The 24,418-nt window shown below is 69.3% G+C and carries 20 protein-coding genes, 2 tRNA genes and 1 pseudogene; 18 read left to right on the top strand and 5 right to left on the bottom strand.

The genetic code is table 11. From position 1 onward, the window contains the following. A pseudogene (locus tag IE97_RS0117160) lies at nucleotides 1–698 on the top strand (serine/threonine protein kinase); the annotation flags it as partial. A gap of 120 nt (nucleotides 699–818) precedes the next feature. Here IE97_RS0117160 and IE97_RS0117155 read toward each other — a convergent pair. Then, nucleotides 819–2,297 (bottom strand): amino acid permease, encoded by a 1,479-nt coding sequence (locus IE97_RS0117155; protein WP_030240084.1) that lies wholly within the window; start codon nucleotides 2,295–2,297, stop codon nucleotides 819–821. 269 nt (nucleotides 2,298–2,566) lie between these two features. Here IE97_RS0117155 and IE97_RS0117150 point away from each other — a divergent pair, with 269 nt between their 5' ends. Next, nucleotides 2,567–3,052 (top strand): ribose-5-phosphate isomerase, encoded by a 486-nt coding sequence (locus IE97_RS0117150; RefSeq protein WP_030240081.1) that lies wholly within the window; start codon nucleotides 2,567–2,569, stop codon nucleotides 3,050–3,052. 203 nt (nucleotides 3,053–3,255) lie between these two features. Further along, nucleotides 3,256–4,062, top strand: coding sequence for an Fpg/Nei family DNA glycosylase (locus IE97_RS0117145; protein WP_030240078.1), 807 nt, complete (start codon nucleotides 3,256–3,258; stop codon nucleotides 4,060–4,062). Between the two features lie 39 nt (nucleotides 4,063–4,101). Here IE97_RS0117145 and IE97_RS0117140 read toward each other — a convergent pair whose 3' ends face one another. Continuing rightward, nucleotides 4,102–5,355, bottom strand: coding sequence for a GNAT family N-acetyltransferase (locus IE97_RS0117140; protein ID WP_030240075.1), 1,254 nt, complete (start codon nucleotides 5,353–5,355; stop codon nucleotides 4,102–4,104). Nucleotides 5,356–5,517: 162 nt separating this feature from the next. Between IE97_RS0117140 and IE97_RS0117135 the strand changes: the two genes are divergently transcribed. Further along, entirely contained in the window at nucleotides 5,518–6,696 is a 1,179-nt protein-coding gene (locus IE97_RS0117135) for a PP2C family protein-serine/threonine phosphatase (protein ID WP_030240073.1), read from the top strand. A 76-nt stretch (nucleotides 6,697–6,772) separates the two neighbouring features. Beyond that, nucleotides 6,773–7,210 carry an HD domain-containing protein gene (locus tag IE97_RS0117130; protein WP_030240070.1) on the top strand — a complete coding sequence of 146 codons (438 nt, stop codon included), beginning with the start codon at nucleotides 6,773–6,775 and terminating at the stop codon, nucleotides 7,208–7,210. Nucleotides 7,211–7,225: 15 nt separating this feature from the next. Here the strand turns inward: IE97_RS0117130 and IE97_RS0117125 are convergent, their stop codons facing one another. Further along, the gene (locus IE97_RS0117125) at nucleotides 7,226–8,404 is read right to left on the bottom strand and encodes an acyltransferase family protein (RefSeq protein WP_037834854.1); all 1,179 of its coding nucleotides are present in this window, start codon (nucleotides 8,402–8,404) and stop codon (nucleotides 7,226–7,228) included. Nucleotides 8,405–9,038: 634 nt separating this feature from the next. On the opposite strand from IE97_RS0117125, the gene IE97_RS0117120 reads away from it, so the two are divergent. After that, on the top strand, nucleotides 9,039–9,233 hold the full coding sequence (locus tag IE97_RS0117120) for a hypothetical protein (protein WP_003990237.1): 195 nt from the start codon (nucleotides 9,039–9,041) through the stop codon (nucleotides 9,231–9,233). 523 nt (nucleotides 9,234–9,756) lie between these two features. Here the strand turns inward: IE97_RS0117120 and IE97_RS0117115 are convergent. Beyond that, nucleotides 9,757–9,827: transfer RNA gene (locus IE97_RS0117115), tRNA-Gly, on the bottom strand. Nucleotides 9,828–9,991: 164 nt separating this feature from the next. On the opposite strand from IE97_RS0117115, the gene IE97_RS0117110 reads away from it, so the two are divergent. From IE97_RS0117110 to clpX, 5 genes are all read left to right on the top strand, one after another. Further along, nucleotides 9,992–10,068: transfer RNA gene (locus IE97_RS0117110), tRNA-Pro, on the top strand. Between the two features lie 193 nt (nucleotides 10,069–10,261). Continuing rightward, nucleotides 10,262–11,641 carry a trigger factor gene (tig, locus tag IE97_RS0117105; protein ID WP_030240060.1) on the top strand — a complete coding sequence of 460 codons (1,380 nt, stop codon included), beginning with the start codon at nucleotides 10,262–10,264 and terminating at the stop codon, nucleotides 11,639–11,641. 357 nt (nucleotides 11,642–11,998) lie between these two features. Then, complete coding sequence (locus tag IE97_RS0117100; RefSeq protein WP_030240055.1) at nucleotides 11,999–12,604, top strand: ATP-dependent Clp protease proteolytic subunit; 606 nt, start codon at nucleotides 11,999–12,001, stop codon at nucleotides 12,602–12,604. A 109-nt stretch (nucleotides 12,605–12,713) separates the two neighbouring features. Next, nucleotides 12,714–13,421: an ATP-dependent Clp protease proteolytic subunit gene (locus IE97_RS0117095; protein ID WP_030240051.1), complete on the top strand. Its 708-nt coding sequence runs from the start codon at nucleotides 12,714–12,716 to the stop codon at nucleotides 13,419–13,421. 182 nt (nucleotides 13,422–13,603) lie between these two features. Beyond that, nucleotides 13,604–14,890, top strand: coding sequence for an ATP-dependent Clp protease ATP-binding subunit ClpX (gene clpX / locus IE97_RS0117090; RefSeq protein WP_030240048.1), 1,287 nt, complete (start codon nucleotides 13,604–13,606; stop codon nucleotides 14,888–14,890). A 59-nt stretch (nucleotides 14,891–14,949) separates the two neighbouring features. Here the strand turns inward: clpX and IE97_RS0117085 are convergent, their stop codons facing one another. Continuing rightward, entirely contained in the window at nucleotides 14,950–15,963 is a 1,014-nt protein-coding gene (locus IE97_RS0117085) for a hypothetical protein (RefSeq protein WP_030240045.1), read from the bottom strand. Between the two features lie 137 nt (nucleotides 15,964–16,100). Here IE97_RS0117085 and IE97_RS0117080 point away from each other — a divergent pair, with 137 nt between their 5' ends. From IE97_RS0117080 to mreD, 7 genes are all read left to right on the top strand, one after another. After that, the gene (locus IE97_RS0117080) at nucleotides 16,101–18,725 is read left to right on the top strand and encodes a valine--tRNA ligase (protein ID WP_030240042.1); all 2,625 of its coding nucleotides are present in this window, start codon (nucleotides 16,101–16,103) and stop codon (nucleotides 18,723–18,725) included. 159 nt (nucleotides 18,726–18,884) lie between these two features. Then, on the top strand, nucleotides 18,885–20,408 hold the full coding sequence (gene folC, locus IE97_RS0117075; RefSeq protein WP_030240038.1) for a bifunctional tetrahydrofolate synthase/dihydrofolate synthase: 1,524 nt from the start codon (nucleotides 18,885–18,887) through the stop codon (nucleotides 20,406–20,408). Between the two features lie 6 nt (nucleotides 20,409–20,414). Next, complete coding sequence (locus tag IE97_RS0117070) at nucleotides 20,415–20,771, top strand: DUF4233 domain-containing protein (RefSeq protein WP_030240033.1); 357 nt, start codon at nucleotides 20,415–20,417, stop codon at nucleotides 20,769–20,771. A gap of 73 nt (nucleotides 20,772–20,844) precedes the next feature. Continuing rightward, nucleotides 20,845–21,258, top strand: a complete 414-nt coding sequence (gene ndk, locus IE97_RS0117065) for a nucleoside-diphosphate kinase (protein WP_030240029.1) — start codon at nucleotides 20,845–20,847, stop codon at nucleotides 21,256–21,258. 266 nt (nucleotides 21,259–21,524) lie between these two features. After that, entirely contained in the window at nucleotides 21,525–22,544 is a 1,020-nt protein-coding gene (locus tag IE97_RS0117060; RefSeq protein ID WP_006133575.1) for a rod shape-determining protein, read from the top strand. 142 nt (nucleotides 22,545–22,686) lie between these two features. Next, the gene (gene mreC / locus IE97_RS0117055; protein ID WP_030240019.1) at nucleotides 22,687–23,634 is read left to right on the top strand and encodes a rod shape-determining protein MreC; all 948 of its coding nucleotides are present in this window, start codon (nucleotides 22,687–22,689) and stop codon (nucleotides 23,632–23,634) included. A 13-nt stretch (nucleotides 23,635–23,647) separates the two neighbouring features. Then, entirely contained in the window at nucleotides 23,648–24,316 is a 669-nt protein-coding gene (mreD, locus tag IE97_RS0117050) for a rod shape-determining protein MreD (protein ID WP_030240016.1), read from the top strand. Nucleotides 24,317–24,418: the final 102 nt, after the last annotated feature.

Below are 24,418 nucleotides of genomic sequence, written 5' to 3'. Positions count from 1 at the left end.
CCCCGGTACCCGCCCCCACCGCCATGCCACCGGGCGAACTCCCGGGCCCCGCCACCCCGGCCGCCGCCGGTCCCGGCACCGGCCATCGCCGTACGATCCTCGCCGCCGTGGCGGCGACGGTCGCGACAGCCGGTGCCGTCGTGGGAATCCTGCTGGCGACGCAATCGGGCTCGCCGGGCGGCGAGAATCCCCGCGCGGGATCCTCGGCGTCCGCACCGCCCGCCACCGGCCCCACTCCCTCGTCCACCGTCGAGGGGACGTCCAGGCCGCGGACGCTGCCGCCGGGCGTGCGCCGGGAGGCCGGTGGGTTCGCCTGGGCGACACCGGACGGCTGGCGCCGGGACGTCAAGACGGGCGCGGAGGTGCACTACACCTCCCCGGACGGCACACAGGAACTGGTCGGCAAGTCGTCCCTGGCCCGCGGCAACCTCCTTCGGACCTGGCAGACCTCGGAACGCAGCGCCAACCAGGGCCAGGACTACCGCAAGGTCCGCCTGGAGGAGACGACGTTCCGCGGCCGCCCGGCGGTGGTCTGGGAGTACACCTTCACGCTGAGGGGCGTCCACTGGCACGCCCGCCTGCTCGGCTTCGACGTGGGAGGCAAGTCGTACCAGGTCAACACCTGGTACGAGGCGGGGACCGGAACGGAGGCCCTGCGCGTGTACGAGAAGGTCAAGGACAGCTTCACCGTGCTCTAGACACACGAGAACAGGAAGACGGGAAGACAGGAAAAGGGGCCTGTGGTGCGCGTACCGCGACACGCACCACAGGCCCCGCACACCAGGGGCATGGTGAAAGGACCCCTGAGTGCCCGAAGGTCAGCCCGCCGAGACCTCGTCCCGAGCCCGGGCGGCGTCAGCGGCGCGTCGCCCGCCACCCACCTTCTCCTTCACGAAGGCGATGACGAGGACGAGGGCGGCGACGAGCAGGGAGAGCAGGATGGTGGTGCGTCCGTCGTGTTCGGTGTCGGTGAGCATGTAGCCGAGGATGAAGACGATGAGCGCGGCTGTGGCCCAGGTCAGGTAGGGGTAGAGCCACATCCTCACGACGAGCTTCTCGGGCGCCTCGGCCTTGATGATCTTCCGCATGCGCAGCTGGGAGAAGCAGATGACCAGCCACACGAACAGGGCGACGGCGCCGGAGGAGTTGACCAGGAAGAGGAAGACCGAGTCCGGGAACTTGTAGTTGAAGAAGACGGCGACGAAGCCGAACGCGACGGAGGCGAGGATGGCGGTGCGTGGCACGCCGCTGCCGGTGGTGCGGGCGAAGGACTTCGGTGCGTCGCCGCGCCGGCCGAGGGAGAAGGCCATGCGGGAGGCGGTGTAGAGGCCGGAGTTGAGGCAGGACAGCACGGACGTCAGGACGATGAAGTTCATGATCTGGCCGGCGTGGGGGATGCCGAGGGAGTCGAGGGCGGCGACGTAGGAGCCGTCCTTGGTGATGGACTTGCTGTCCCAGGGCAGGAGCGAGACCACGACGAAGATCGAGCCGAGGTAGAAGACGGCGACGCGCCAGATGATGCTGTTGGTGGCCTTGGTGACGGCCTGCTGGGGGTTCTCGGACTCGCCGGCGGCCAGGGTGGCGATCTCGCTGCCCATGAAGGAGAAGACGACCAGGAGGACGCCGGTGAGGATGGCGCCGGGTCCGTTGGGCAGGAAGCCGCCGTGTGCGGTGAGGTTGCTCAGTCCGGCCTGGTCGCTGTCGACGCCGGGGAGCAGGCCGAAGACGGCGAGTCCGCCGATGACGATGAAGGCGGCGATCGCGACGACCTTGATGCCGGCGAACCAGAATTCGAACTCGCCGTAGGAGCCGACGGAGACGAGGTTGGTGGCGGTCAGTACCACCATGACGATCAGGGCCCAGGCCCACTGGGGTACGGCCGGTATCCAGCCTTCCAGGATCACGGCGCCGGCGGTGGCCTCGACGGCCAGGACGACGACCCAGAAGAACCAGTACAGCCAGCCGATGGTGAAGCCGGCCCAGGGGCCGAGCGCGCGGTCGGCGTGTGCGGAGAAGGAGCCGGAGGTGGGGTTGGCGGCCGACATCTCGCCCAGCATCCGCATCACCAGCACCACGAGCGTGCCGACGAGGGCGTAGGAGAGGAGGATGCCGGGTCCGGCGGTGGCGATACCGGAGCTGGACCCGACGAACAGGCCCGCGCCGATGACACCGCCGATGGCGATCATCGACAGGTGACGGTTCTTGAGCCCGGCCTGCAACCCGGAGTCATGCGCCCCGGGTTCTCCGGGCCTTCCGGGATCGTTTCCAGTCATCTTCGTCGTCGGCTGCGAGGTCATGGAGCGGACTTCCTTTGTGCCGGGGAGCTGCTTCTCGCACGAACCGCACGACCACGGGGTGTGTCGCGGCGTGACGGTGTGCAGGGGCTCGTCGAGCGGGTGCACGAACCGGTCCAGTGAATCGGAGGTGAACGCTTAAGGGAACCTTTGAATCGAGATTTTTACTTGAGGTTCTCCTGAGCTTCCGTAATGTGCCTCACATTCGACTCAAGTTCTCCTCAGCGCCACCCCGCGCGCTTTCCCCGAAACGCCCGTGTCACACTCGTCCCATGCGCGTGTACCTCGGCTCGGACCATGCGGGCTACGAACTCAAGAACCACCTCGTCGAATGGCTGAAGGGGGCGGGTCACGACCCCGTCGACTGCGGCCCGCACATCTACGACGCCCAGGACGACTACCCGCCCTTCTGCCTCCGTGCGGCGGAGAGGACGGCCGCCGACCCGGATGCCCTCGGCATCGTCATCGGCGGCTCCGGCAACGGTGAGCAGATCGCCGCGAACAAGGTCAAGGGCGTTCGTGCGGCCCTCGCCTGGAGCGAGGAGACGGCGGCGCTCGGCCGCCAGCACAACAACGCCAACGTCGTCGCCGTGGGCGCGCGCATGCACTCGCAGGACGAGGCGACGAAGTTCGTGGAGATCTTCCTCGGCACGCCGTTCTCCGGTGACGAACGTCACATCCGCCGGATCGACATGCTCAAGGCGTACGAAACGACGGGTGACCTGCCGCCCATCCCCCCGCACCACCCCCAGCAGTAACGCAGCGCTGCCCCCCGGCACCCGCGAGGCCCACGCCTGCCCGGCCGCTGATGCCGGGCGGCGCCGGGCAGAGAGGCGGATCGCCCCCCCCATGGAGCACGCGGGCCCCGCGCCCGCCCAGGACACCGGGCCGGGCGGGTGGCTGGGAGAGCTCCTCACGGGACCCGCGGCGGAGCGGGAGGGCGACGATCACAGGAGAAGCCGTGCCGGAAGGCCACACCATCCACCGCCTGGCCCAGGACTACGCCCGCGCCTTCCTCCACACCTCGCCCAGGACAACCAGCCCCCAGGGCAAGTTCACCGACGCCGCAGCCCTCCTCACCGGCACGGAACTCACCCACACGGACGCCCACGGCAAACACCTCTTCCTCGGCTTCCGTGACGTCGGCTGGATCCACATCCACCTCGGCCTCTTCGGCAAGGTCACCTTCGGCCCGGCCCCGGTGCCCCCGCCCACGGACACCGTGCGTCTCCGCCTCGCGAACGACACCATGTACGTCGACCTCCGGGGCCCCACCACCTGCGCCCTGATCACACCCCCGGAGAAGCAGGCGATACACGATCGCCTGGGCCCCGACCCCCTCCGCGACGACGCCGACCCGGACACCGCGTACCGCCGCATCACCCGCAGCCGTACGACGATCGCCGCCCTCCTCATGGACCAGAAGGTCATCGCCGGCGTGGGAAACGTCTACCGCGCGGAGGTCCTCTTCCGGCACCGCGTCGACCCGTACCGCGCCGGCAAGGACATCACCCCGGCGCAGTGGGACGCGATCTGGACCGATCTGGTCGAGCTCATGCACGAGGGCGTCCGCAACAACCGCATCGACACCGTCCGCCCGGAACACGCCCCGGAGGCGATGGGCCGCCCGCCCCGCGTGGACGACCACGGCGGCGAGGTGTACGTCTACCGCAGGGCCAACCAGCCCTGCCACATCTGCGGCGGCGAGATCCGCACCGCCGACCTCGCCGCCCGTAATCTCTTCTGGTGCCCGACCTGCCAGCGTTGAACGCCCCCGCCCTGGACGCCGGCCCGGAACACCCGCCCGTCAGAAACCGTGCGGCAACCACGGCGCCGTCACGCCGGCCCCGAAACCCACCGAAGCCTCCGCCACGGCCCCCCGCCGCAACTCCCGCACCCGCCCCGCCGCCTGCAACGCCGCGAGGCTCACCCCACCGAGATACGCCGCGCCCAGCTCCCGCACGGACAACGCGACATCCGCCGCATCCGCCGTACGCTCACAGGACGCCCCCTTCGCATCCCCGCTCAGCCGCCAACGACCGGCGTTCCAGGGGCAGAACGTGTCCTCCACCTCGAACACCACGTCCACCGGCGTCTGATACGTGCGCGCCTCCAACGCGGCTCCGACATCCACCGGCCGCACGTACAGCGAATCCCGCAGCCGCGGCTGGCACCGCCGTATGTCGGACACCATGTACTGCCACGCGTCGTCGACCGGCCGCCCCCGGATCACCAGCTTCGAGGTCAGGTCGATGCCGAACAGGAACCGCCACAACGCCGCGTCCGCCGCGGGGTCCAGCGCGACCGAGTCCCTGAGGACCACCGTGCCCTCGGGACCGGCAGTCTCCCAGCCCGGCTTGACGCTGAACCGCGCGTACCCGACCGTCTCGCCGTCCCGCTCCGCGAGGACGCACTGCAGCGGCGACGCCCCTTCCCGCTCGCTCTCCGGGTCGAGCAGCCCGAGCCGCTCCCACCCGGGAAGCCGTGCGAGCAACCCCGGCCGCGACGGCAGCCGCGCGTACACGGACTCGCACACATCGAGGACGTCGGCGGGAACGGCGTACCGCACCCGTACAGCGTCCGTACCTTCGGGCAGCGACGACAGCCGTACCCGACTCGTGTCGACCTCGGCGTTCAACTGGAAGGTGGCGGCGCCGTACCCGAAACGACCGTAGATCGCCGGCTCGGAAGCCGTGAGCACGGCCAGCGGCTCACCCCAGGAGCGGACGTCGTCCAGCTGCCGCCGCATCATGGACGTCAGGACGCCGCGCCGCCGGTGCGTGGCGGCCACGCAGACCATCGTGACGCCCGCGGCCCGCACCGAGGCGCCGCCCGGCACGGCGAGCCGGAAGCTGAACGCCCCCGCCGTCCCCACGCAGTCGTCCCCGTCCCACACGCCGATCGAACGGTCGAACTCGGTCAGCGAGTTCCACAACTCCCGCTCCTCGGTGGCCTCCGGCACCCCGCCGAACGCCCGGATGAGAGTGTCGTACCACTTGTCCCAGTCGTCCCGCCGGAGCACCCGCAGGGTCGCCGCGGAGTCGGTCGCGTCAGTCGCCATGAGCCATGCCTACCAGGGCTCGGCAGGACCAGCGAGGCAATTTCTCCCGGGCGGCGGCGGGGCCGCACGTGGTGAAGTTCACTGTGAAGTCGGCCCTCGGACGGGGGACAAGTGGGACCTCCCGTGCCAAGCGGCTGGTCCGATGGATAGGGTCCCGAACTAATGGCATCAGGACGAGAGCGGCGCGCGGCAGCCGACACGTTCACGGCCCGGTTGAAGAAGCAATGGCACCGGGCCCGCGTCGGTGTGCGCCGAGCCGCCGTGGACTACTTCCGCGGCAACGGCTCGGACTGGATCGCCCTGGTCGGCCTGTTGCTGACCGTCCCGCTGATCGCGGCGGCGACCCTGGCCAACTCGGTGTGGTTCTCGCCGGCCGCGCTGGTCCTGCCGGTCGTCGTGGGCGGTCTGTTGCTGCGTCCGGCGAGCCTGCTCGGTCTGTACGCGGCCGCGGCCACGGCGCTGATCGTGGAGTCGGTGCGGCTCGGCCCCTACACGGAGGGGCCGTCCAGGGTCACCCCCGGTGTCGTGCTCGTGGTCGCGGCCTGTGGTTTCTTCGGCCTGCTGCTGGCCCAGTTCCGCAGCCGGGTCGGTGTGCCCTGGCGGCGCGGCGGAACCATGCTCTTCGACCTGCGCGAACGCATCCGGGTCCAGAGCAAGTTGCCCGACCTGCCCGACGGCTGGCACCGGGAGATGGCGCTGCGCCCGGCGGGCGGTCAGTCCTTCTCGGGCGACTTCGTGGTCGCGGCGCGCACCAACGGCGGCCGTACGCTCGAGGTCGTCCTGACCGACGTCTCCGGCAAGGGCATGGACGCGGGCTCCCGTGCCCTTTTGCTGTCCGGCGCGTTCGGCGGCCTGCTGGGCTCCCTCCCGCCGCACGCCTTCCTCCCCGCCGCGAACGGCTATCTGCTGCGCCAGGACTGGGACGAGGGCTTCGCGACCTCCATCCATCTGGTCCTCGACCTGGACTCCGGCGACTACGAGTTGTACTCCGCCGGCCATCCGCCGGGCCTGCAGCTCAGCGCGGGCAGCGGCCGCTGGGAGGAGAAGGCGGCCGAGGGCCCGCTCCTCGGGGTGTACGACGGCGCCCAGTTCGACCCCGTGAAGGGTTCGCTCCGCCCGGGCGACGTCCTCATGCTGTTCACGGACGGCCTGGTGGAGACCGCCGACCGCGACATCGTCGAGGGCATCGACCGTCTCACCGGCGAGGCCGACCGCTACGTGCCCGGCGGCTTCCACGGCGCCGCCTGGCACCTCATCGAGGCAGTGGCCAAGGACGTCAACGACGACCGGGCCCTGCTGCTGATCTGCCGAGAGGGCCCGACGGCTGCCGCCATCCGCTGAGACGGGTCCGGCCAGGACGGCACCCGGCGTCGCGCGGGGCGACACTGAAGAGGTGACCGAGACACCCCGCACCCCGATGAACCTGGCCCAGATCGAAGCCACCGCCCGCGCCGCGCACGCCGGCCAGACCGACAAGGCGGGACGGCCGTACGCCGACCATCTGAGGGCCGTCGCGGAGGGCGTACGGGCCAGGGGCGGCGACGAGGAGCAGATCGCGGCGGCCTGGCTGCACGACGCCGTCGAGGACGACGCGCTCTCCGCGCGGTGGCTGCGCGAGGCCGCGCTGAGCAGCCGTACCAAGGACATCGTCCTGGCGGTCACCAAGCGGGCGGGGGAGCCGCCCGAGGCGTACGCCGCGCGGATCCTCGCCACGCCCGGCGCGTTGCTGGTGAAGGAGGCGGACCTGGCGCACAACGCCGACCCGGCACGCCTCGCGGTACTGGATGAGGCCACCCGCACACGACTGACCGAGAAGTACGCACGGATGCGCGCACTTCTCGGTCTCGTCAGGTGAGTTCCGCTGCGAGGGTCAGGCGTTGACCTTCTCGCGCTCGCGCCGTTCGGCGCTCTGGCGTTCGCGGGCCAGCTCGGCCGCGTCCCGCTTGAAGGCCCACTCCATCTTCGGCTCCATCGCGAACCGGAAGATCCGCTGAACCGGCTTGGTGCACAAGACGGTCACGACGGCCGCCGCGAGGAGGGTCACGAGGATCTCACCGGCCGGCTTGTGCAGCCAGGCCGCCTCGAACCAGCCCTGGTAGTCGCCGGCCTTCACGAGGAAGCCGTGCAGCAGGTAGCCGTAGAGGGTGCCGGCGCCGAGCGCGGTGAACCACATGTGGCGACGCGGCACCCAGGCGAAGAAGCAGGCGGTCAGCACCAGGGAGCAGCCGAACATGGCGAGCACCATGACCGGGCCGGTCCACCACGGCGCGCCGAGCTCCTGGGCGGCGTCCCGGTGGTAGAACCACGCGGTGTTCATGCGGGGCGCCGCCCACCAGCTGAAGGCCAGCGCGGCCGCGAACACGGGCACCGAGGCGATCCGCACCGAACGGCGGCGCACCATGTGGAAGTGCTCGGGCTTCATCGACAGGCCCAGCACGAAGAACGGAAGGAACTGCAGGACGCGCTGGAGGTCCAGGTCGTCCCCGATCTCCGGGCTGACGGAAGCCACCATGGCGATGCCGAGCGCGAGCGGCAGCGGCCAGCGCGCCATCTTCCAGATGGGGGTGGTCATCCGCCAGACGAACAGCGCGACCAGGAACCAGGTCAGGTACCAGGGGTCGAGGAGGCTGATGTCCTGCCCCGGGTCCTCGTCGATCCAGCGCTTGAAGAGCGGGTAGGCCGTCTCGAAGATGATGTACGGCACGGCGACGCCCGTGATCAGGCGCTTCAGCCGGTCGGGCCGCATGTCGAAACTGCGGGAGAAGTAGCCGGAGATGATGATGAACGCCGGCATGTGGAACGCGTAGACGACCTGGTACGCGGCCTCGAGTACCCGGCTGTCGCCCTTGAGCGGCTCCCAGGCGTGGCCCATGGCCACGAGCGCGATCGCCAGGTACTTGGCGTTGTCGAAGAACGCGTCGCGCTGCTTGCCGTTCTGCTTCTTCTGGGGGCTGTGCGGCGAACGCGGGCTCGGCACTCCGTCGGCCGGTGACCGGGCCGGGGGAAGTGGCGCCTTGCGGTCGCCGTTCGGTCGCAGCGAGTTCGTCACAGACCCTCCCACCAGGAGCTCGGGGAGACGATCCGGGACCTCGCTGCGCGTGCGGGGGACGAGGCAGCGTGGAACATCTGAGGCACCCTAGCGTTCCCTGCGGCTATTCGTAAAACGCCGGACGTGAATCCTGGCTATTGGCTCTGGGTACCCCGGATAACGGGAAGTTGACGTCACTGTGGGCGTGATGGCCAACACATCACCCGACGGCGGACAGCGGCGACCACCGGGGCCCTGCTTGTCGCCATACTTCCGGACTAAGCGGTGCATAAGACCAGCAGGCGACTACGGTGGAATGTCCGCCTCCGCGGGGTGGGAGGCCTGGTCGCGGAGGCGTCGAGGAGCCTGTGAGTTCAATTCGAATTAACTGCGAACGCGTTGTGTGGGTACGGAAACGACCGGGAGGAATTCCCTGTGCGGGTGGCCCATCGAATTGCCGTACGAGTCCTTGCCGTTGAGGCGTCGCCGCCGGGTTGGCGCCTGGTGACACAGGCCGTTCCGGACAGAAGTGAGGTGGCCGATGGGTCACCGGCCGCATAGCGGGGCCGGGTTGGTGGCACGATGGTTCTGGCGGGGGTGCGCGGGCGCGCCTCCGGGCCGGGAGAGCGGACCGACCGAGGGTGTGTGATCAGTTGTGGCCATTTCACTGTCAGTGGTGCTGCTGTTGGCGATCATCCTCGTGGTGTTGCTGAGAGGCGGTTCCATCAAGGCCGGCCCCGCGATCGTGGCGGTCCTCTTCGGCTTCTTCCTCGCCTCGACCGGCATGGCCGACGACATCCAGCGGTTCCTCAACTCGATAGCGGAGACCATCAACTCGATCAGCTTCTGACCGGGACCCCGCACGGCCCCCTCCCGAGCCCCGCGCCAAGGGTCTCCGGCACGGGCGGACACGCTCCGCCCGACGACAGATGCGGCCCGTGACCGGGGGAGCCTATGGGGATGGCGCCGCGCGACTCCGACCCGGCGCAGGTGCGCGGGTGCCACTTCGAGGACCGCCCAGGCTCCGGCGGCATGGGCGTGATCACCCGGCACGTTCGGCCTCCGGCCGACGCATCGCGATCAAGGTCGCGCACGTCCGGTACGCGGGCAGCCCGTAAGGCGTGGGAGGTGCCCCATCGCCCCGGGGGACGGCCACCCACAAGGCGGAACGAACCGGCACGTGCTCTGGCCCACGGCACCGCCCGGACCGCGCTGATCTGTCAGCACGCGAGCGCGGGTCGCAAGCCCCAGACGGAGGCAAGATCAAGAGCCGGAGGGGCGCGCGGGGGACACCCCGGCCTGAACACGCCCCCTGTAAAACGATCAGGGCCAGGCCGAGGAATGACCCTCTGACCTGGCCCTGAGCCGTTCAGAGCGGGCGACGGGAATCGAACCCGCGTAGCTAGTTTGGAAGACTAGGGCTCTACCATTGAGCTACGCCCGCACAGCACGCGCCGCAGGTCGGGTGACCGCGGCACAGAAGGCATCGTAGCGGGTAGGACCCCTTCGCCGCACACCGCATTCCCGCCCGGGCCGACGCGGCGGTGGCGCGGACGGAATGCGGAGGCCGCGCTGCTCGTGGGCATGTACCCTACGTGTCGCACCAGACGGGGTGTGGCGCAGCTTGGTAGCGCGTCCGCTTTGGGAGCGGAAGGCCGTGGGTTCAAATCCCGCCACCCCGACCAGCCACCCGATCACCTAGCGTGATCGCCCTCCGGTCACGCAGGTGATCGCCTTTTGGGCGGTGTAGTCGCTGCCGTTACTATGCAAGCTGCACGCCCGTGTGTCTCAGCGTCTGAAGTTCTCCGGGCGGCAGCATCCGCCGGGCCGCTCTGGCCCCGGCAGAAACCAAGAAGTCAGCCACAAGGAGACCGAACCGTGAAGAGCGCCGTGGAGACCCTGAACCCGACTCGGGTTCGGCTCACTGTCGAGGTGCCCTTCGAGGAGCTCAAGGACAGCCTCGACGCGGCGTACAAGAAGATCAACCAGCAGGTCACGGTGAAGGGCTTCCGCAAGGGCAAGGTCCCGGCCCGGGTCATCGACCAGCGGTTCGGCCGCGGTGCGGTGCTGGAGGAGGCCGTCAACGACGCGCTGCCCAAGTTCTACACCGACGCGGTCAACGAGGCCGAGCTCAGCGTGCTGGGCCAGCCCGAGGTCGACATCACGGAGCTGAAGGACGGCGAGACGCTGAACTTCACCGCCGAGGTCGACATCCGCCCGGCCATCGAGATCCCGGACTTCTCCGGCATCGAGGTCGAGGTCGACGCGGTCGAGGTCACCGACGAGGACGTCGACAAGGCCGTCGAGGAGCTGCGCGAGCGCTTCGCCTCCACCACCCCGGTCGAGCGCGCCGCCGAGGACGGCGACGTCGTGACGATCGACCTGGAGGCCAAGGTCGACGGCGAGGTCCTCGAGGACGGCGTCGCGAACGGCGTCTCGTACACCATCGGCTCCGGCGAGCTGCTGGACGGCATCGACGACGCCGTGAAGGGCCTGGAGGCCGGTGGCGAGGCCACCTTCACCTCCGAGCTCAAGGGTGGCTCGGCGGCCGGCAAGGAGGCCGAGGTCACCGTCAAGGTGAGCCAGGTCGCCAAGCGTGAACTGCCCGAGCTGGACGACGAGTTCGCGCAGCTCGCCTCCGAGTTCGACACCATCGAGGAGCTGCGCGCCGACAGCCGCAAGCGCCTGGAGAACATGAAGCAGTACGACCAGGCCACGCAGGCCCAGGAGCGCGTCCTGGAGAAGCTGCTCGAGCTGGTCGAGGTCCCGGTCCCCGAGAAGCTGCTCGAGGACGAGGTCAACACCCGCAAGCACAACCTGGAGCACCACCAGCTCGGCCAGATGGGCCTCGACCTCGCGAAGTACCTGGAGATCCAGGGCAAGAGCGAGGAGGAGTTCGAGACCGAGACCCGTGAGGCCGCGGTCAAGGGCATCAAGACCCAGTTCGTGCTCGACGAGCTGGTCAAGCAGGAGAAGCTCAACGTCAACCAGGAGGAGCTCACCGAGCACCTCATGCGCCGCGCCGCTTCCTCCGGCATGTCCCCCGACCAGTTCGCCCAGGCGGTCGTCGAGGGCGGCCAGGTGCCGCTCCTGGTCGGCGAGGTCGCCCGCGGCAAGGCCCTGGCCGTCGTGGTCGAGAAGGCCACGGTCAAGGACACCAACGGCGAGGTCATCGACCTCGACGACGAAGAGGACGAGACCGAGACCGCCGAGGCCGAGGTCACGGAGGCCTCTGCCGAGGAGAAGACCGAGGGCTGAGCCCCGGCACCGGTGAGTGCGTGAGGAGGGCCCTGGGGTACGCCCCCGGGCCCTCTTGCCGTACCTGAGGGCGGCCGACCTCACGGGGCGCGGGGAACTGCGCGACAAGCCCCCACACACCCGCAGCCCGGCGATCTCCGAAGCGCCCCGGCGAGACCGCACGGGCCCCACCGGCGGAGCCCACCGCGCTACGCCCCCGGCGAACACTCCCGTCTCCGGGATTCCCCGAAGGGACCCGCGCGTTAGGGTCCATGAATACGAGGGCAGTGGAGTCCCCGACGGCTCCCAGCCCCGCAGGGAAACGTGAGACGGCCCGGCGCCGTCGTAAGACGAGCAGGTGGATACGTGACGAATCTGATGCCCTCCGCCGCCGGCGAGCCTTCCATCGGTGGTGGCCTCGGCGACCAGGTCTACAACCGGCTGCTCAACGAGCGGATCATCTTCCTCGGCCAGCCGGTCGACGACGACATCGCGAACAAGATCACCGCACAGCTGCTGCTCCTTGCCGCCGACCCGGACAAGGACATCTACCTGTACATCAACAGCCCCGGCGGCTCCATCACGGCCGGCATGGCGATCTACGACACCATGCAGTTCATCAAGAACGACGTGGTGACCATCGCCATGGGCCTGGCGGCTTCCATGGGCCAGTTCCTGCTCAGTGCGGGCACCCCCGGCAAGCGCTTCGCGCTGCCGAACGCCGAGATTCTGATCCACCAGCCCTCCGCCGGCCTGGCCGGCTCGGCCTCGGACATCAAGATCCACGCCGAGCGGCTGCTGCACACCAAGAAGCGCATGGCCGAGCTCACCGCTCAGCACACCGGCCAGACGGTCGAGCAGATCACCCGCGACTCGGACCGCGACCGCTGGTTCGACGCCTTCGAGGCCAAGGAGTACGGCCTCATCGACGACGTGATCCCGACGGCCGCCGGTATGCCGGGCGGCGGCGGCACCGGGGCCTGACCGGTCCCACGAGGCTCCAGAAGCCCCGTAGGAACCCGCCTGGCCCCGCGCGGGCCCAGGACCCCCCAGCAGCCCCAGCCGACCGCCTCAGCCCCTTTCAGGAGACACCGTGAACCAGTTCCCCGGCAGCGGGATCTACGACCGTATGCACGCCGTGCAGGACATGAGCGCTTCGCAGGGCCGCTACACCGGTCCGCAGGCCGAGTCCCGCTACGTCATCCCGCGCTTCGTCGAGCGCACCTCGCAGGGCATCCGCGAGTACGACCCGTACGCGAAGCTCTTCGAGGAGCGCGTGATCTTCCTCGGCGTCCAGATCGATGACGCCTCCGCCAACGACGTCATGGCGCAGCTGCTGTGCCTGGAGTCGATGGACCCCGACCGTGACATCTCGGTCTACATCAACAGCCCCGGCGGCTCCTTCACGGCGCTCACCGCGATCTACGACACCATGCAGTACGTGAAGCCGGACATCCAGACGGTCTGCATGGGCCAGGCGGCCTCCGCGGCCGCCGTCCTGCTGGCCGCCGGTACGCCGGGCAAGCGCATGGCCCTGCCGAACGCGCGTGTGCTGATCCACCAGCCGTACAGCGAGACCGGCCGCGGTCAGGTGTCCGACCTGGAGATCGCCGCCAACGAGATCCTCCGGATGCGTACGCAGCTGGAGGAGATGCTGGCCAAGCACTCCACCACGCCGGTCGAGAAGATCCGCGACGACATCGAGCGCGACAAGATCCTCACGGCCGAGGACGCGCTGAGCTACGGCCTGATCGACCAGATCATCACCACCCGGAAGATGGACAACTCGAGCCTGCGCTGAGGCGAGAGTCTGTATCGTCTGCCGCCCCTTGGCACGGTTTGGCCCGGTTCACGACAAAGCGAACCGCGCCAAGGGGGGCCCGAACGGGGGGCCCGGCAAGGTACCGTCGGACATAAGGCAGCACCAGGAGTCCGCTTGGACGTCGGCGTCCAGGAGTCTCCCAGGCGAAGGGGAAGCACACCGTGGCACGCATCGGTGACGGCGGCGATCTGCTCAAGTGCTCGTTCTGCGGCAAGAGCCAGAAGCAGGTCAAGAAGCTCATCGCAGGGCCCGGTGTGTACATCTGCGACGAGTGCATCGATCTCTGCAACGAGATCATCGAGGAAGAGCTCGCGGAGACCAGTGAGGTCCGCTGGGAGGAACTTCCGAAGCCGCGCGAGATCTACGAGTTCCTCGAGGGCTACGTGGTCGGCCAGGAGGCCGCCAAGAAGGCCCTCTCCGTGGCGGTGTACAACCACTACAAGCGCGTCCAGGCCGGCGAGAACGGCGGGGCGAACGGCCGTGACGACGCCATCGAGTTGGCGAAGTCCAACATCCTCCTCCTCGGGCCCACGGGCTCCGGCAAGACCCTCCTGGCGCAGACCCTCGCGCGCATGCTGAACGTCCCCTTCGCGATCGCCGACGCCACGGCGCTGACGGAGGCGGGGTACGTCGGCGAGGACGTCGAGAACATCCTCCTCAAGCTGATCCAGGCCGCCGACTACGACGTCAAGAAGGCCGAGACCGGGATCATCTACATCGACGAGATCGACAAGGTCGCGAGGAAGAGCGAGAACCCCTCGATCACGCGCGATGTCTCCGGCGAGGGTGTCCAGCAGGCCCTGCTGAAGATCCTGGAGGGCACCACCGCCTCGGTTCCGCCGCAGGGCGGCCGCAAGCACCCCCACCAGGAGTTCATCCAGATCGACACGACGAACGTGCTGTTCATCGTGGGCGGTGCCTTCGCCGGCCTTGAGAAGATCATCGAGGCCCGGGCCGGCGCCAAGGGCATCGGCTTCGGCGCGCAGATCCGCTCCAAGCGCGAGATGGAGTCCAAGGACCAGTTCCAGGAGGTCATGCCGGAGGACCTGGTCAAGTTCGGCATGATCCCCGAGTTCATCGGCCGCCTGCCCGTCATCACCTCGGTCCACAACCTGGACCGCGAGGCCCTGCTCCAGATCCTCGTCGAGCCGCGCAACGCGCTGGTGAAGCAGTACCAGCGTCTCTTCGAACTCGACGGCGTGGAGCTGGACTTCGAGCGCGAGGCCCTCGAAGCCATCGCCGACCAGGCCATCCTCCGCCAGACCGGCGCGCGCGGCCTGCGCGCCATCATGGAGGAGGTCCTCCAGGGCGTGATGTACGAGGTCCCGTCCCGCAAGGACGTGGCCCGGGTCGTCATCACGGCGGACGTCGTCGAGTCGAACGTCAACCCGACGCTGATTCCGCGCGACGCGCGCGGACGCGGGCCGGGCGAGCAGAAGACGGCGTAGTCACCCGTCGCACGCGAGGCGCCCAGCACGGCCGCTGGGCGCCTTCGTCGTTGCCGGAGTCAGGCCGCGACGCGGACCTGCTCGCGGATCTTGGTGGTGAGGTCGACCGCGACGTCCTTGGTGACGCCCTGCGCCGCGTCACCCGGCGACACGATGGCGATGGTGCTGTGGTCGGCCCAGGCGCAGAACCAGTTGGTCTTCTCCTTCTTGGTCAGCAGATCCGGTGCCTTGACCGACTGGCACTTCATGACCGCGCCGTCGAGGTCGGCCGCCTCGGGCTCACCGACCAGGTCGGGCTTGCCGGACCCGGTGGCGGACTCCTTCTCGGCCGCCTTCTCGAAGTTGGCGAAGAACAGGTCCAGCGTCGCCTCCGGGTCGGAGATCTCGCCGTAGGCGCCGGCCAGGGAAAGAGTCTTGGCCGTCCCCAGCTTCGCCGCGGACGACGGATCATCGGGGTCGAAGTCGCTCAGGTCCACCGTGTTGTAGAGGCCCGCCACGGACTTGGCGTTCTTGACGCCGCTCTTCTCCAGCTCCGACGTCGAGTCGCTGCCGGCGGTCGCTCCGTCCTTCGAGGTGCGCTTGTACTCGCTGAGCACGGTCGCCGGCGTCGTCAGCTTGTGCGGCCCGTCGTCCTCGAGACCGCCGCCGCTTCCGCCTCTGCCTCCGCCGATCGCGAAGAACACCCCGACACCGAGGGCGGCGACCACCGCGACCGCGCCGATGATGATGCCCGTCTTCTTCTTGCCGCCGCCCGGAGCGGGCGGCTGGGGCACGCCGTACTGGGGCTGCTGGCCGTAAGGCGGCTGCGGCTGCTGACCGTACGGAGGCTGCTGACCGTAGGGGCCCGGCTGGACCGGGGCGCCCTGCGGGGCCTGCTGGGTGTGGCCGTAGCCGGGCTGGGGCGGAGGGGCCTGCTGGGGGTAGCCGTAACCCGGCTGGGGCGGAGGGGCCTGCTGGGGGTAGCCATAGCCGGGCTGGGGTGCCTGCGGCGGTTGGCCGTACGGACCGGGCTGGCCGTACGGACCGGGCTGCTGGGGCTGCCCGCCGTACGGGCCCGGCTGGTTGTAGCTCATGGTCTGGGTTCCCCTCCAGATGCTTGTGTGTTCGAGACATCCTGGCGTAGACCTGCCGTGTGCATGGCGTCGGGGCCCTGACCGTTGCAAAGCAAACGCGTTTCGGGACGGAGTAGTGACACCTCTAAACTGCTCCCGTGACCGAGAACGCTCAGCAGCAGCCACCAGCGCCCAGCACCGACCTGCCGACCCAGTACGCGCCGGCCGACGTGGAGGGGCCGCTGTACGAGCGCTGGGTAGAGCGGGGTTACTTCGAGGCGGACGAGAAGAGCGACAAGCCGCCGTACACCATCGTCATCCCGCCGCCGAACGTCACGGGCTCGCTCCACCTGGGGCACGCCTTCCAGCACACCCTCATGGACGCCCTCACGCGCCGCAAGCGCATGCAGGGATACGAGGCGCTGTGGCTGCCCGGCATGGACCACGCCGGTATCGCGACGCAGAACAAGGTCGAGCAGCAGCTCGCCGAGGAGGGCAAGTCCCGGCACGACCTGGGGCGCGAGCAGTTCGTCGAGCGCGTCTGGCAGTGGAAGGAGGAGTACGGCGGCCGGATCCTCGGCCAGATGCGTCGCCTCGGTGACGGCGTCGACTGGAGCCGTGAGCGTTTCACGATGGACGAAGGCCTCTCCAAGGCCGTTCTCACCATCTTCAAGCGGCTCTACGACGACGAGCTGATCTACCGCGCCGAGCGCATCATCAACTGGTGCCCGCGGTGTCTTACGGCCATCTCGGACATCGAGGTGGAATACCAGGAGGACGCGGGCGAGTTGGTCTCCATCCGCTACGGCGAGGGCGAGGACAGCCTCGTCGTCGCGACCACGCGCGCGGAGACGATGCTCGGTGACACGGCCGTCGCCGTCCACCCCGACGACGAGCGCTACAAGCACCTCATCGGCAGGCAGATCAAGCTCCCGCTGACCGACCGCACCATCCCGGTCGTCGCTGACGCCCACGTCGACCCCGAGTTCGGCACCGGCGCGGTCAAGGTGACCCCGGCGCACGACCCGAACGACTTCGAGATCGGCCGCCGCCACGACCTGCCGTCCCTGACGATCATGGACGAGCACGGCGTGATCACGGTTCACGGTCCCTTCCTCGGACTGGACCGCTTCGAGGCCCGCTCGGCCGTCGTCGGCGCGCTCAAGGAACAGGGCCGCATCGTCGCCGAGAAGCGCCCGTACATGCACTCTGTCGGACACTGCTCGCGCTGCAAGACCACGGTCGAGCCGCGCCTTTCCATGCAGTGGTGGGTCAAGGTCGGCCCGCTCGCCAAGGCGGCTGGTGACGCGGTCCGCGACGGCCGCGTCAAGATCCACCCCGAGGACATGTCGAAGCGCTACTTCGACTGGGTCGACAACATGCACGACTGGTGCATTTCGCGCCAGCTGTGGTGGGGCCACCGTATCCCGATCTGGTACGGCCCGGACGGCGAGGTCGTCTGCGTCGGCCCGGACGACGAGCCGCCCACCGGCGAGGGCTGGACCCAGGACTCCGACGTCCTGGACACCTGGTTCTCCTCCGGCCTGTGGCCGTTCTCCACGCTCGGCTGGCCGGAGAAGACCCCGGACCTCAAGAAGTTCTACCCGACCGACGTCCTGCTCACGGGCCACGACATCATCTTCTTCTGGGTCGCCCGCATGATGATGTTCGGCCTCTACGCCATGGACGGCGAGGCCCCCTTCCACACCATCGCGCTGACCGGCCTGGTCCGCGACGAGTTCGGCAAGAAGATGTCGAAGTCGAACCCGAACGCTGTGGACCCGCTGGTCTGGATGGACGCCTACGGCTCCGACGCCGTCCGCTTCACCCTCGCCAACGGCGCCAACCCGGGCGCGGACGTGCCGATCGGCGAGGACTGGGTCAAGGCCTCCCGGAACTTCACCAACAAGATCTGGAACGCCACCCGCTTCGCCCTCATGAATGGCGCCACGATCGAGGGCCCGCTACCCGACGCCTCCGAGATGTCGGCGGCGGACCGCTGGATCCTCTCGCGCCTCAACACCACGGTCGCCCAGGTCGACGCGTACTACGACGACTACCAGTTCGCGAAGCTCGCCGACGCCCTCTACCACTTCGCGTGGGACGAGGTCTTCGACTGGTACGTCGAGCTGTCCAAGACCACGTTCTTCGCGGGCGGCGAGCCGGCCAGGGTCTCGGGACGGGTCCTCGGCGAGGTCCTGGACGTGATGCTGCGTCTGCTCCACCCGGTCATCCCGTTCGTCACGGACGCCCTTTGGACCACCCTGACCGGCGGCGAGTCCCTGGTCATCGCCGACTGGCCCAAGGACTCCGGGTTCCGTGACAAGACCGCCGAGCAGGAGATCGAGCTGGTTCAGCGGGTTATCACGGAGGTCCGCCGGTTCCGCAAGGACCAGGGCCTCAAGGACGGCCAGAAGGTTCCCGCACGTCTGGAGCTGGACGGCACGGCGCTCGCCCCGCACGAGGCCGCCATCCGCCAGCTGCTGCGCCTCCAGCCGGAGGGCGACGCCTTCACGGCCACGGCGACCCTCCCGGTCGCCGGCGCCGAGGTCGCCCTCGACCTCTCCGGCACCATCGACGTGGCGGCGGAGCGCAAGCGCCTGGCCAAGGACCTCGCCGCGGCCGAGAAGGAGAAGGCCCAGGCCACCGCCAAGCTCGGCAACGAGGCGTTCCTGGCGAAGGCCCCCGACCACGTCGTCGACAAGATCCGCACCCGCCTCGCCAAGGCGGAGGAGGACATCACCCGCATCCAGGCCCAGCTGGAGCGCCTGCCGCAGACGTAAGGGCTCGACCGTCGTGGAGGCCCCGGTGCTTGTCAGCACCGGGGCCTCCACCGGCTCAGGGGCGCGGGGAACTGCGCGAACAGCCCACACGGACCCGCAGCCGCCCACCGACACAAGCCACCGCAAACAATGTCAGTCGGTCTCCGTAGACTGGGCCTCGTGAGCGAGCTCCCTCCAGACCACAACTCCGACGACCAGCCCGACCCCCTCGACTCCTTCGACGAGATCATCGCCGAGGAAACCACCCGCGACCCCGACCTCGCGGTCATCGAAGCCGGCAGCCGCACCCTGCGCACCCAGGGCGGCCCGCCCGAGGCCGACATCCCCACCCGGCCCACCGACCCCGAGGTCGACAAGGCCCTGCGCGAGGTCGAGGCGGAGCTCGCCACGCGCTGGGGCGAGACCAAGCTGGAGCCCTCCGTCAGCCGCATCGCCGCCCTGATGGACCTCCTGGGAGAGCCGCAGCGGTCGTACCCGTCGATCCACATCACGGGCACGAACGGCAAGACCTCCACCGCCCGCATGATCGAGGCCCTGCTCGGCGCCTTCGAGCTGCGCACCGGCCGCTACACCTCGCCGCACGTGCAGTCGATCACCGAGCGCATCAGCCTGGACGGCGCCCCCATCTCCGCCGAGCGGTTCATCGAGACGTACCAGGACATCAAGCCGTACGTGGAGATGGTCGACGCGTCGCAGGAGTACCGGCTGTCCTTCTTCGAGGTGCTCACCGGCATGGCGTACGCGGCGTTCGCCGACGCCCCCGCGGACGTCGCCGTCGTGGAGGTCGGCATGGGCGGCTCCTGGGACGCCACGAACGTGATCGACGGTGACGTCGCCGTCATCACGCCGATAGACCTCGACCACACCGACCGGCTCGGCACCACGCACGCCGAGATCGCCACGGAGAAGGCCGGCATCGTCAAGCAGGGCGCCACCGTCATCCTGGCGCAGCAGCCGGTCGAGGCGGCGCAGGTGCTGCTGAAGAAGGCCGTCGAGGTGGACGCGACCGTGGCCCGGGAGGGGCTGGAGTTCGGGGTCGTTGACCGGCAGGTCGCCGTCGGCGGGCAGCTGCTCACGCTGCGCGGCCTCGGCGGCGAGTACCCGGAGGTGTATCTGCCGCTGCACGGCGCGCACCAGGCGCACAACGCGGCCGTCGCGCTCGCCTCGGTGGAGGCGTTCTTCGGCGTCGGCGCGCAGCGCGCCGAGCCGCTGGATCTGGACACGGTCCGCAAGGCCTTCGCGGCCGTCGCCTCGCCCGGGCGGCTGGAGGTCGTGCGGCGGTCACCGACCGTCGTGCTCGACGCCGCCCACAACCCGGCGGGCGCCCGGGCCGCGGCCGAGGCGATCGGGGAGGCGTTCCAGTTCAGCCGGCTCATCGGCGTGGTCGGCACGAGCGGCGACAAGAACGTCCGCGAGCTGCTGGAGGCCTTCGAGCCGGTGTTCGCCGAGGTCGTGGTCACGCAGAACTCCAGCCACCGTGCGATGGACGCCGACGAGCTGGCCGGTATCGCCGTCGAGGTGTTCGGCGAGGAGCGCGTCCAGGTCGAGCCGCGGCTGCCCGACGCGCTGGAGGCCGCGATCACGCTGGCCGAGGAGGAGGGCGAGTTCTCGGGCGGCGGTGTGCTCGTCACCGGTTCCGTCATCACGGTCGGCGAGGCCCGACTGCTCCTGGGGAAGGGCTGAGATCCCGTGCGTACGCTCTGTTCCTCGACCCTCATCGGCGAGTTCTTCATCATCGGCTTCGCCGGTCTGGTCGCCATGAAGGACCCCGACCTGTCCATGACGACCGTATGGACGGTCAGCGGTGTCGCCATGTTCCTGTGCCTGGTGCTGTGCGGCCTGGTGACGCGCCCCGGCGGGGTCGCGCTCGGCTGGGCGCTGCAGATCGGGCTCATCGCGTCGGGCTTCGTCGTGCCGATGATGTTCTTCCTCGGCGTGGTGTTCGCGGCCCTGTGGTGGGCGTCCGTGCACTACGGACGGAAGGTCGACGAGGCGAAGGCGCGATTCGCTGCCCAGTCCGACTCCTCCACGCCTGACGCTGCGTAACAGGCCCCCCGACACGCCGGGTAACCTCGTGCCACCGCACAACCGCACAACCTTGACACATAAGGAGCCCGTCGTGACCCAGCGCACCCTCGTCCTCCTCAAGCCCGACGCCGTCCGTCGTGGCCTGACCGGCGAGATCATCAGCCGCATCGAGCGCAAGGCGGGCTGGACGATCACCGCGCTGGAGCTGCGCACCCTGGACCAGGACACGCTGGAGCAGCACTACGGCGAGCACAAGGGCAAGCCCTTCTACGAGCCGCTGGTGGAGTTCATGGCCTCCGGCCCGGTCGTGGCGATGATCGTCGAGGGTGACCGGGTCATCGAGGGGCTGCGCGCGCTGGCAGGCCCGACCGACCCGATCGCCGCCGCGCCCGGTTCCATCCGCGGCGACTACGGCGTCATCGTGCGGGAGAACCTGATCCACGCCTCCGACTCGGAGGAGTCCGCCGAGCGTGAAGTGAAGATCTTCTTCCCGGGTCGCGGGTAAAGCGCGAAGGGCGAGGGAAGTCTGGGGGCCGCCGCTCCCAGACTTTTCTGGCATATGCGTGCCGATCGAGGGAACGATCGCCCCCGAACGCCCGTCTCCACAAGCGAACCCGCACAGCATCTGCTGACATTGGCGGAGACCCTCCCGCAGTGTTCGCGAAGGCGCGTCTACGATGGAAGCCTTCACGTCACAGCACCCACCTTTGCCTACCTGAAAAGCCCTCAAAAGCTAGTGGGAAGGCCAGACGAATCCTGATGGGGAACTCAATGTCGTTCATCGGCCGTGACATGGCTGTCGACCTCGGGACCGCCAACACGCTGGTGTACGTCAGGGGTCGCGGGATCGTACTCAACGAGCCGTCCGTCGTCGCGATCAACACCAACACCGGTGGGATTCTCGCGGTCGGCGCCGAGGCGAAGAAGATGATCGGGCGCACACCCGGCAACATCGTTGCCGTTCGTCCGCTGAAGGACGGCGTGATCGCCGACTTCGAGATCACCGAGCGGATGCTCCGCTACTTCATCCTGAAGATCCACAAGCGGCGGTATCTGGCTCGTCCGCGGGTCGTCGTCTGTGTGCCCTCGGGCATCACGGGCGTCGAGCGCCGTGCCGTCATCGAGGCGTCGTCCCAGGCCGGCGCCCGCCAGGTGCACATCATCGAGGAGCCCATGGCAGCGGCCATCGGCTCCGGCCTGCCGGTCCACGAGGCCACGGGCAACATGGTGGTGGACATCGGCGGCGGCACCACGGAGGTCGCGGTCATCTCGCTCGGAGGCATCGTCACCGCGCAGTCCATCCGCGTCGCGGGCGACGAACTGGACAACGCGATCATCCAGCACATCAAGAAGGAGTACTCCCTCCTGCTGGGTGAGCGGACGGCCGAGCAGATCAAGATCACGATCGGTTCGGCGTACGACCTCGACACCGACGAGCACACCGAAATCCGCGGCCGGGACCTTGTCTCCGGGCTGCCGAAGACCGTCGTCATCTCGGCGGCCGAAGTCCGCAAGGCGATCGAGGAGCCGGTCAACGCGATCGTCGACGCCGTCAAGACGACCCTCGACAAGTGTCCGCCGGAGCTGTCCGGCGACATCATGGACCGGGGGATCGTCCTGACCGGTGGCGGAGCGCTCCTGCGGGGCCTCGACGAGCGGCTGCGCCGGGAGACCGGCATGCCGATCCACATCGCCGAGGACCCCCTGGACAGCGTGGCGCTCGGCTCCGGAAAGTGCGTCGAGGAGTTCGAGGCACTTCAGCAGGTGCTCGACGCCCAGCCGCGCAGATGACATCACTCTTCGATTCCGCCGTACGGGACGAGCTCCCCTCGTACGGCGGATCGTTGATATAGAGGCATAAACCCCAAAACGCAGCCCCTCGGGTTCCCTGGGGCTTCCCGAATTCCTATGAGGAAGGGCACGGCCGCCGCACGTGAGGGACACACGAGAGAGCCGGCTGCTCCTGGTGCTGCTGATCGCCATCGCGTTCGCGTTGATCACGGTGGACATCCGCGGTGGGGAGGACTCACCGGTCGACGGTGCCCGGCAGGCCGCGGCGACGGTCTTCGGCCCGATCGAGAGCGGTGTCTCGGCCGCGGTCGACCCGGTCGGCAACGCGGTCTCCGCCATCCGCGACTCCGGCGAGCGGCACGACCGGCTCGCCGTGCTGGAAGAGGAGAACGCGGCCCTGAAGGCCCGGCTCGGCAGTGACGACCGCAGCCGCAGCCGCCTCAAACAACTCGACAAGATGCTGAAGGTCGCGGGCCAGGGCCAGTACGGCATCAAGGGCGCGCAGGTCATCGCCATAGGGGCCGCGCAGGGCTTCTCCTGGACCATCACCATCGACGTCGGCGCGCGCGACGGCATCAAACGCGACATGACCGTCCTGAACGGGGACGGGCTCGTCGGCCGCGTCACCACCGTCGGGCCCGACACCGCCACGGTCCTGCTCGCCAGCGACCCCGACTTCACGGTCGGCACCCGGATGGAGAACAGCGACGAGCTCGGCTTCGCCTCGGGGCAGGGCGACCGCCCGCTGCGCGTGGAACTCCTCAACGGCAAGGCGGAGGTGAAGAAGGGCGACCGGCTCGTCACCTTCGGCTCGCAGGCCGACCGGCCGTTCGTGCCCGGCGTGCCCGTCGGCGTCGTCTCCCGCGTCGACCCCTCCGGCGGCGGCCTGACCCGCACGCTGTACGTCACGCCGTACGCCGGCTTCACCAAGCTCGACATCGTCGGCGTCGTCGTCAAGGCCCCGGAGAAGGACCCGCGCGACACGGTGCTCCCGGCCAAGCCGAAGCCCACCCCCCGGCCCACGGTGACGGTGACCGTGACACCGTCCGCCGGGGCACCCGCAGACGGCCAGAACCAGCAAGAGCAGTAGGAGCTGTCACCTCATGCGCGTCAACCGGATCCTGCTCTCCTCCACCCTGGTCGTCGTCGCCCTGGTGATCCAGGTGAGCGTCCTCGCCCGACTGCACCTGCCGGGCGCCGTGCCCGATTTGATGCTGCTCACCGTCCTCGGTTTCGCCCTGGTGTACGGGCACGTCGGCGGCGCCCTCATCGGCTTCGGCGCGGGCCTGCTCGCCGACCTGGCACCGCCCGCGGATCACGCGGCCGGACGGTACGCCCTCGTGCTGTGCCTCATCGGCTACCTCGCGGGCCTGGTGAAGCCCGAGACAGGCCGGCTGAAGTCAGCCACCGGCCCCATGGTCGTGGTGGTCGCCGCCGCCCTCGGCACCACCCTCCTGTACGCCGGGGTGGGGGCCCTCGTCGGTGACACCGCCGCCCGCCATGTCGGCCTGGGCAGCCTGCTGTTCACGGCCGCCCTGTACGACCTGCTGCTCGCCCCGTTCGTGGTGCCGGCGGTGATGGCGCTGGCCCGGCGCGCCGAGAACGATCCGCTCGCCGAGTCCACGTCGGCCGCCGCCAAGGCCACGGACATCTCCTCCGGCTGGCTCTCCGGTGGCACCGGCCTGAGGATCGGCAGCCAGCGCAACGGGCTGCGGGCAGCCCGGGCGCGGATGGCACGGGCCGGGCGCATCAAGGGGGTCAAGCGGCTGTGAGGGCAGCGAAGTTCACCCGAACGGGGCGGTCCCGTAGGAACGTGGGCGCGTGGGCCCGTCGTTCCTCACTCGTCACCGCACACACGTGTCCGGACAGACCGC

The sequence above is a fragment of the Streptomyces sp. NRRL S-455 genome, assembly GCF_000717875.1.
Taxonomy (GTDB): Bacteria; Actinomycetota; Actinomycetes; order Streptomycetales; family Streptomycetaceae; genus Streptomyces.
This window is presented reverse-complemented; position numbering and strand designations above follow the sequence as displayed.

Coding starts and splice junctions, on each gene's coding strand:
- IE97_RS0117155 (WP_030240084.1), bottom strand. CDS start 2,297: ATGACCTCGCAGCCGACGACGAAGATGACTGGAAACGATCCCGGAAGG.
- IE97_RS0117140 (WP_030240075.1), bottom strand. CDS start 5,355: ATGGCGACTGACGCGACCGACTCCGCGGCGACCCTGCGGGTGCTCCGG.
- IE97_RS0117100 (WP_030240055.1), top strand. CDS start 11,999: ATGCCCTCCGCCGCCGGCGAGCCTTCCATCGGTGGTGGCCTCGGCGAC.
- IE97_RS0117060 (WP_006133575.1), top strand. CDS start 21,525: ATGTCGTTCATCGGCCGTGACATGGCTGTCGACCTCGGGACCGCCAAC.
- mreD (WP_030240016.1), top strand. CDS start 23,648: ATGCGCGTCAACCGGATCCTGCTCTCCTCCACCCTGGTCGTCGTCGCC.
- IE97_RS0117130 (WP_030240070.1), top strand. CDS start 6,773: ATGAACCTGGCCCAGATCGAAGCCACCGCCCGCGCCGCGCACGCCGGC.
- IE97_RS0117135 (WP_030240073.1), top strand. CDS start 5,518: ATGGCATCAGGACGAGAGCGGCGCGCGGCAGCCGACACGTTCACGGCC.
- IE97_RS0117150 (WP_030240081.1), top strand. CDS start 2,567: ATGCGCGTGTACCTCGGCTCGGACCATGCGGGCTACGAACTCAAGAAC.
- IE97_RS0117085 (WP_030240045.1), bottom strand. CDS start 15,963: ATGAGCTACAACCAGCCGGGCCCGTACGGCGGGCAGCCCCAGCAGCCC.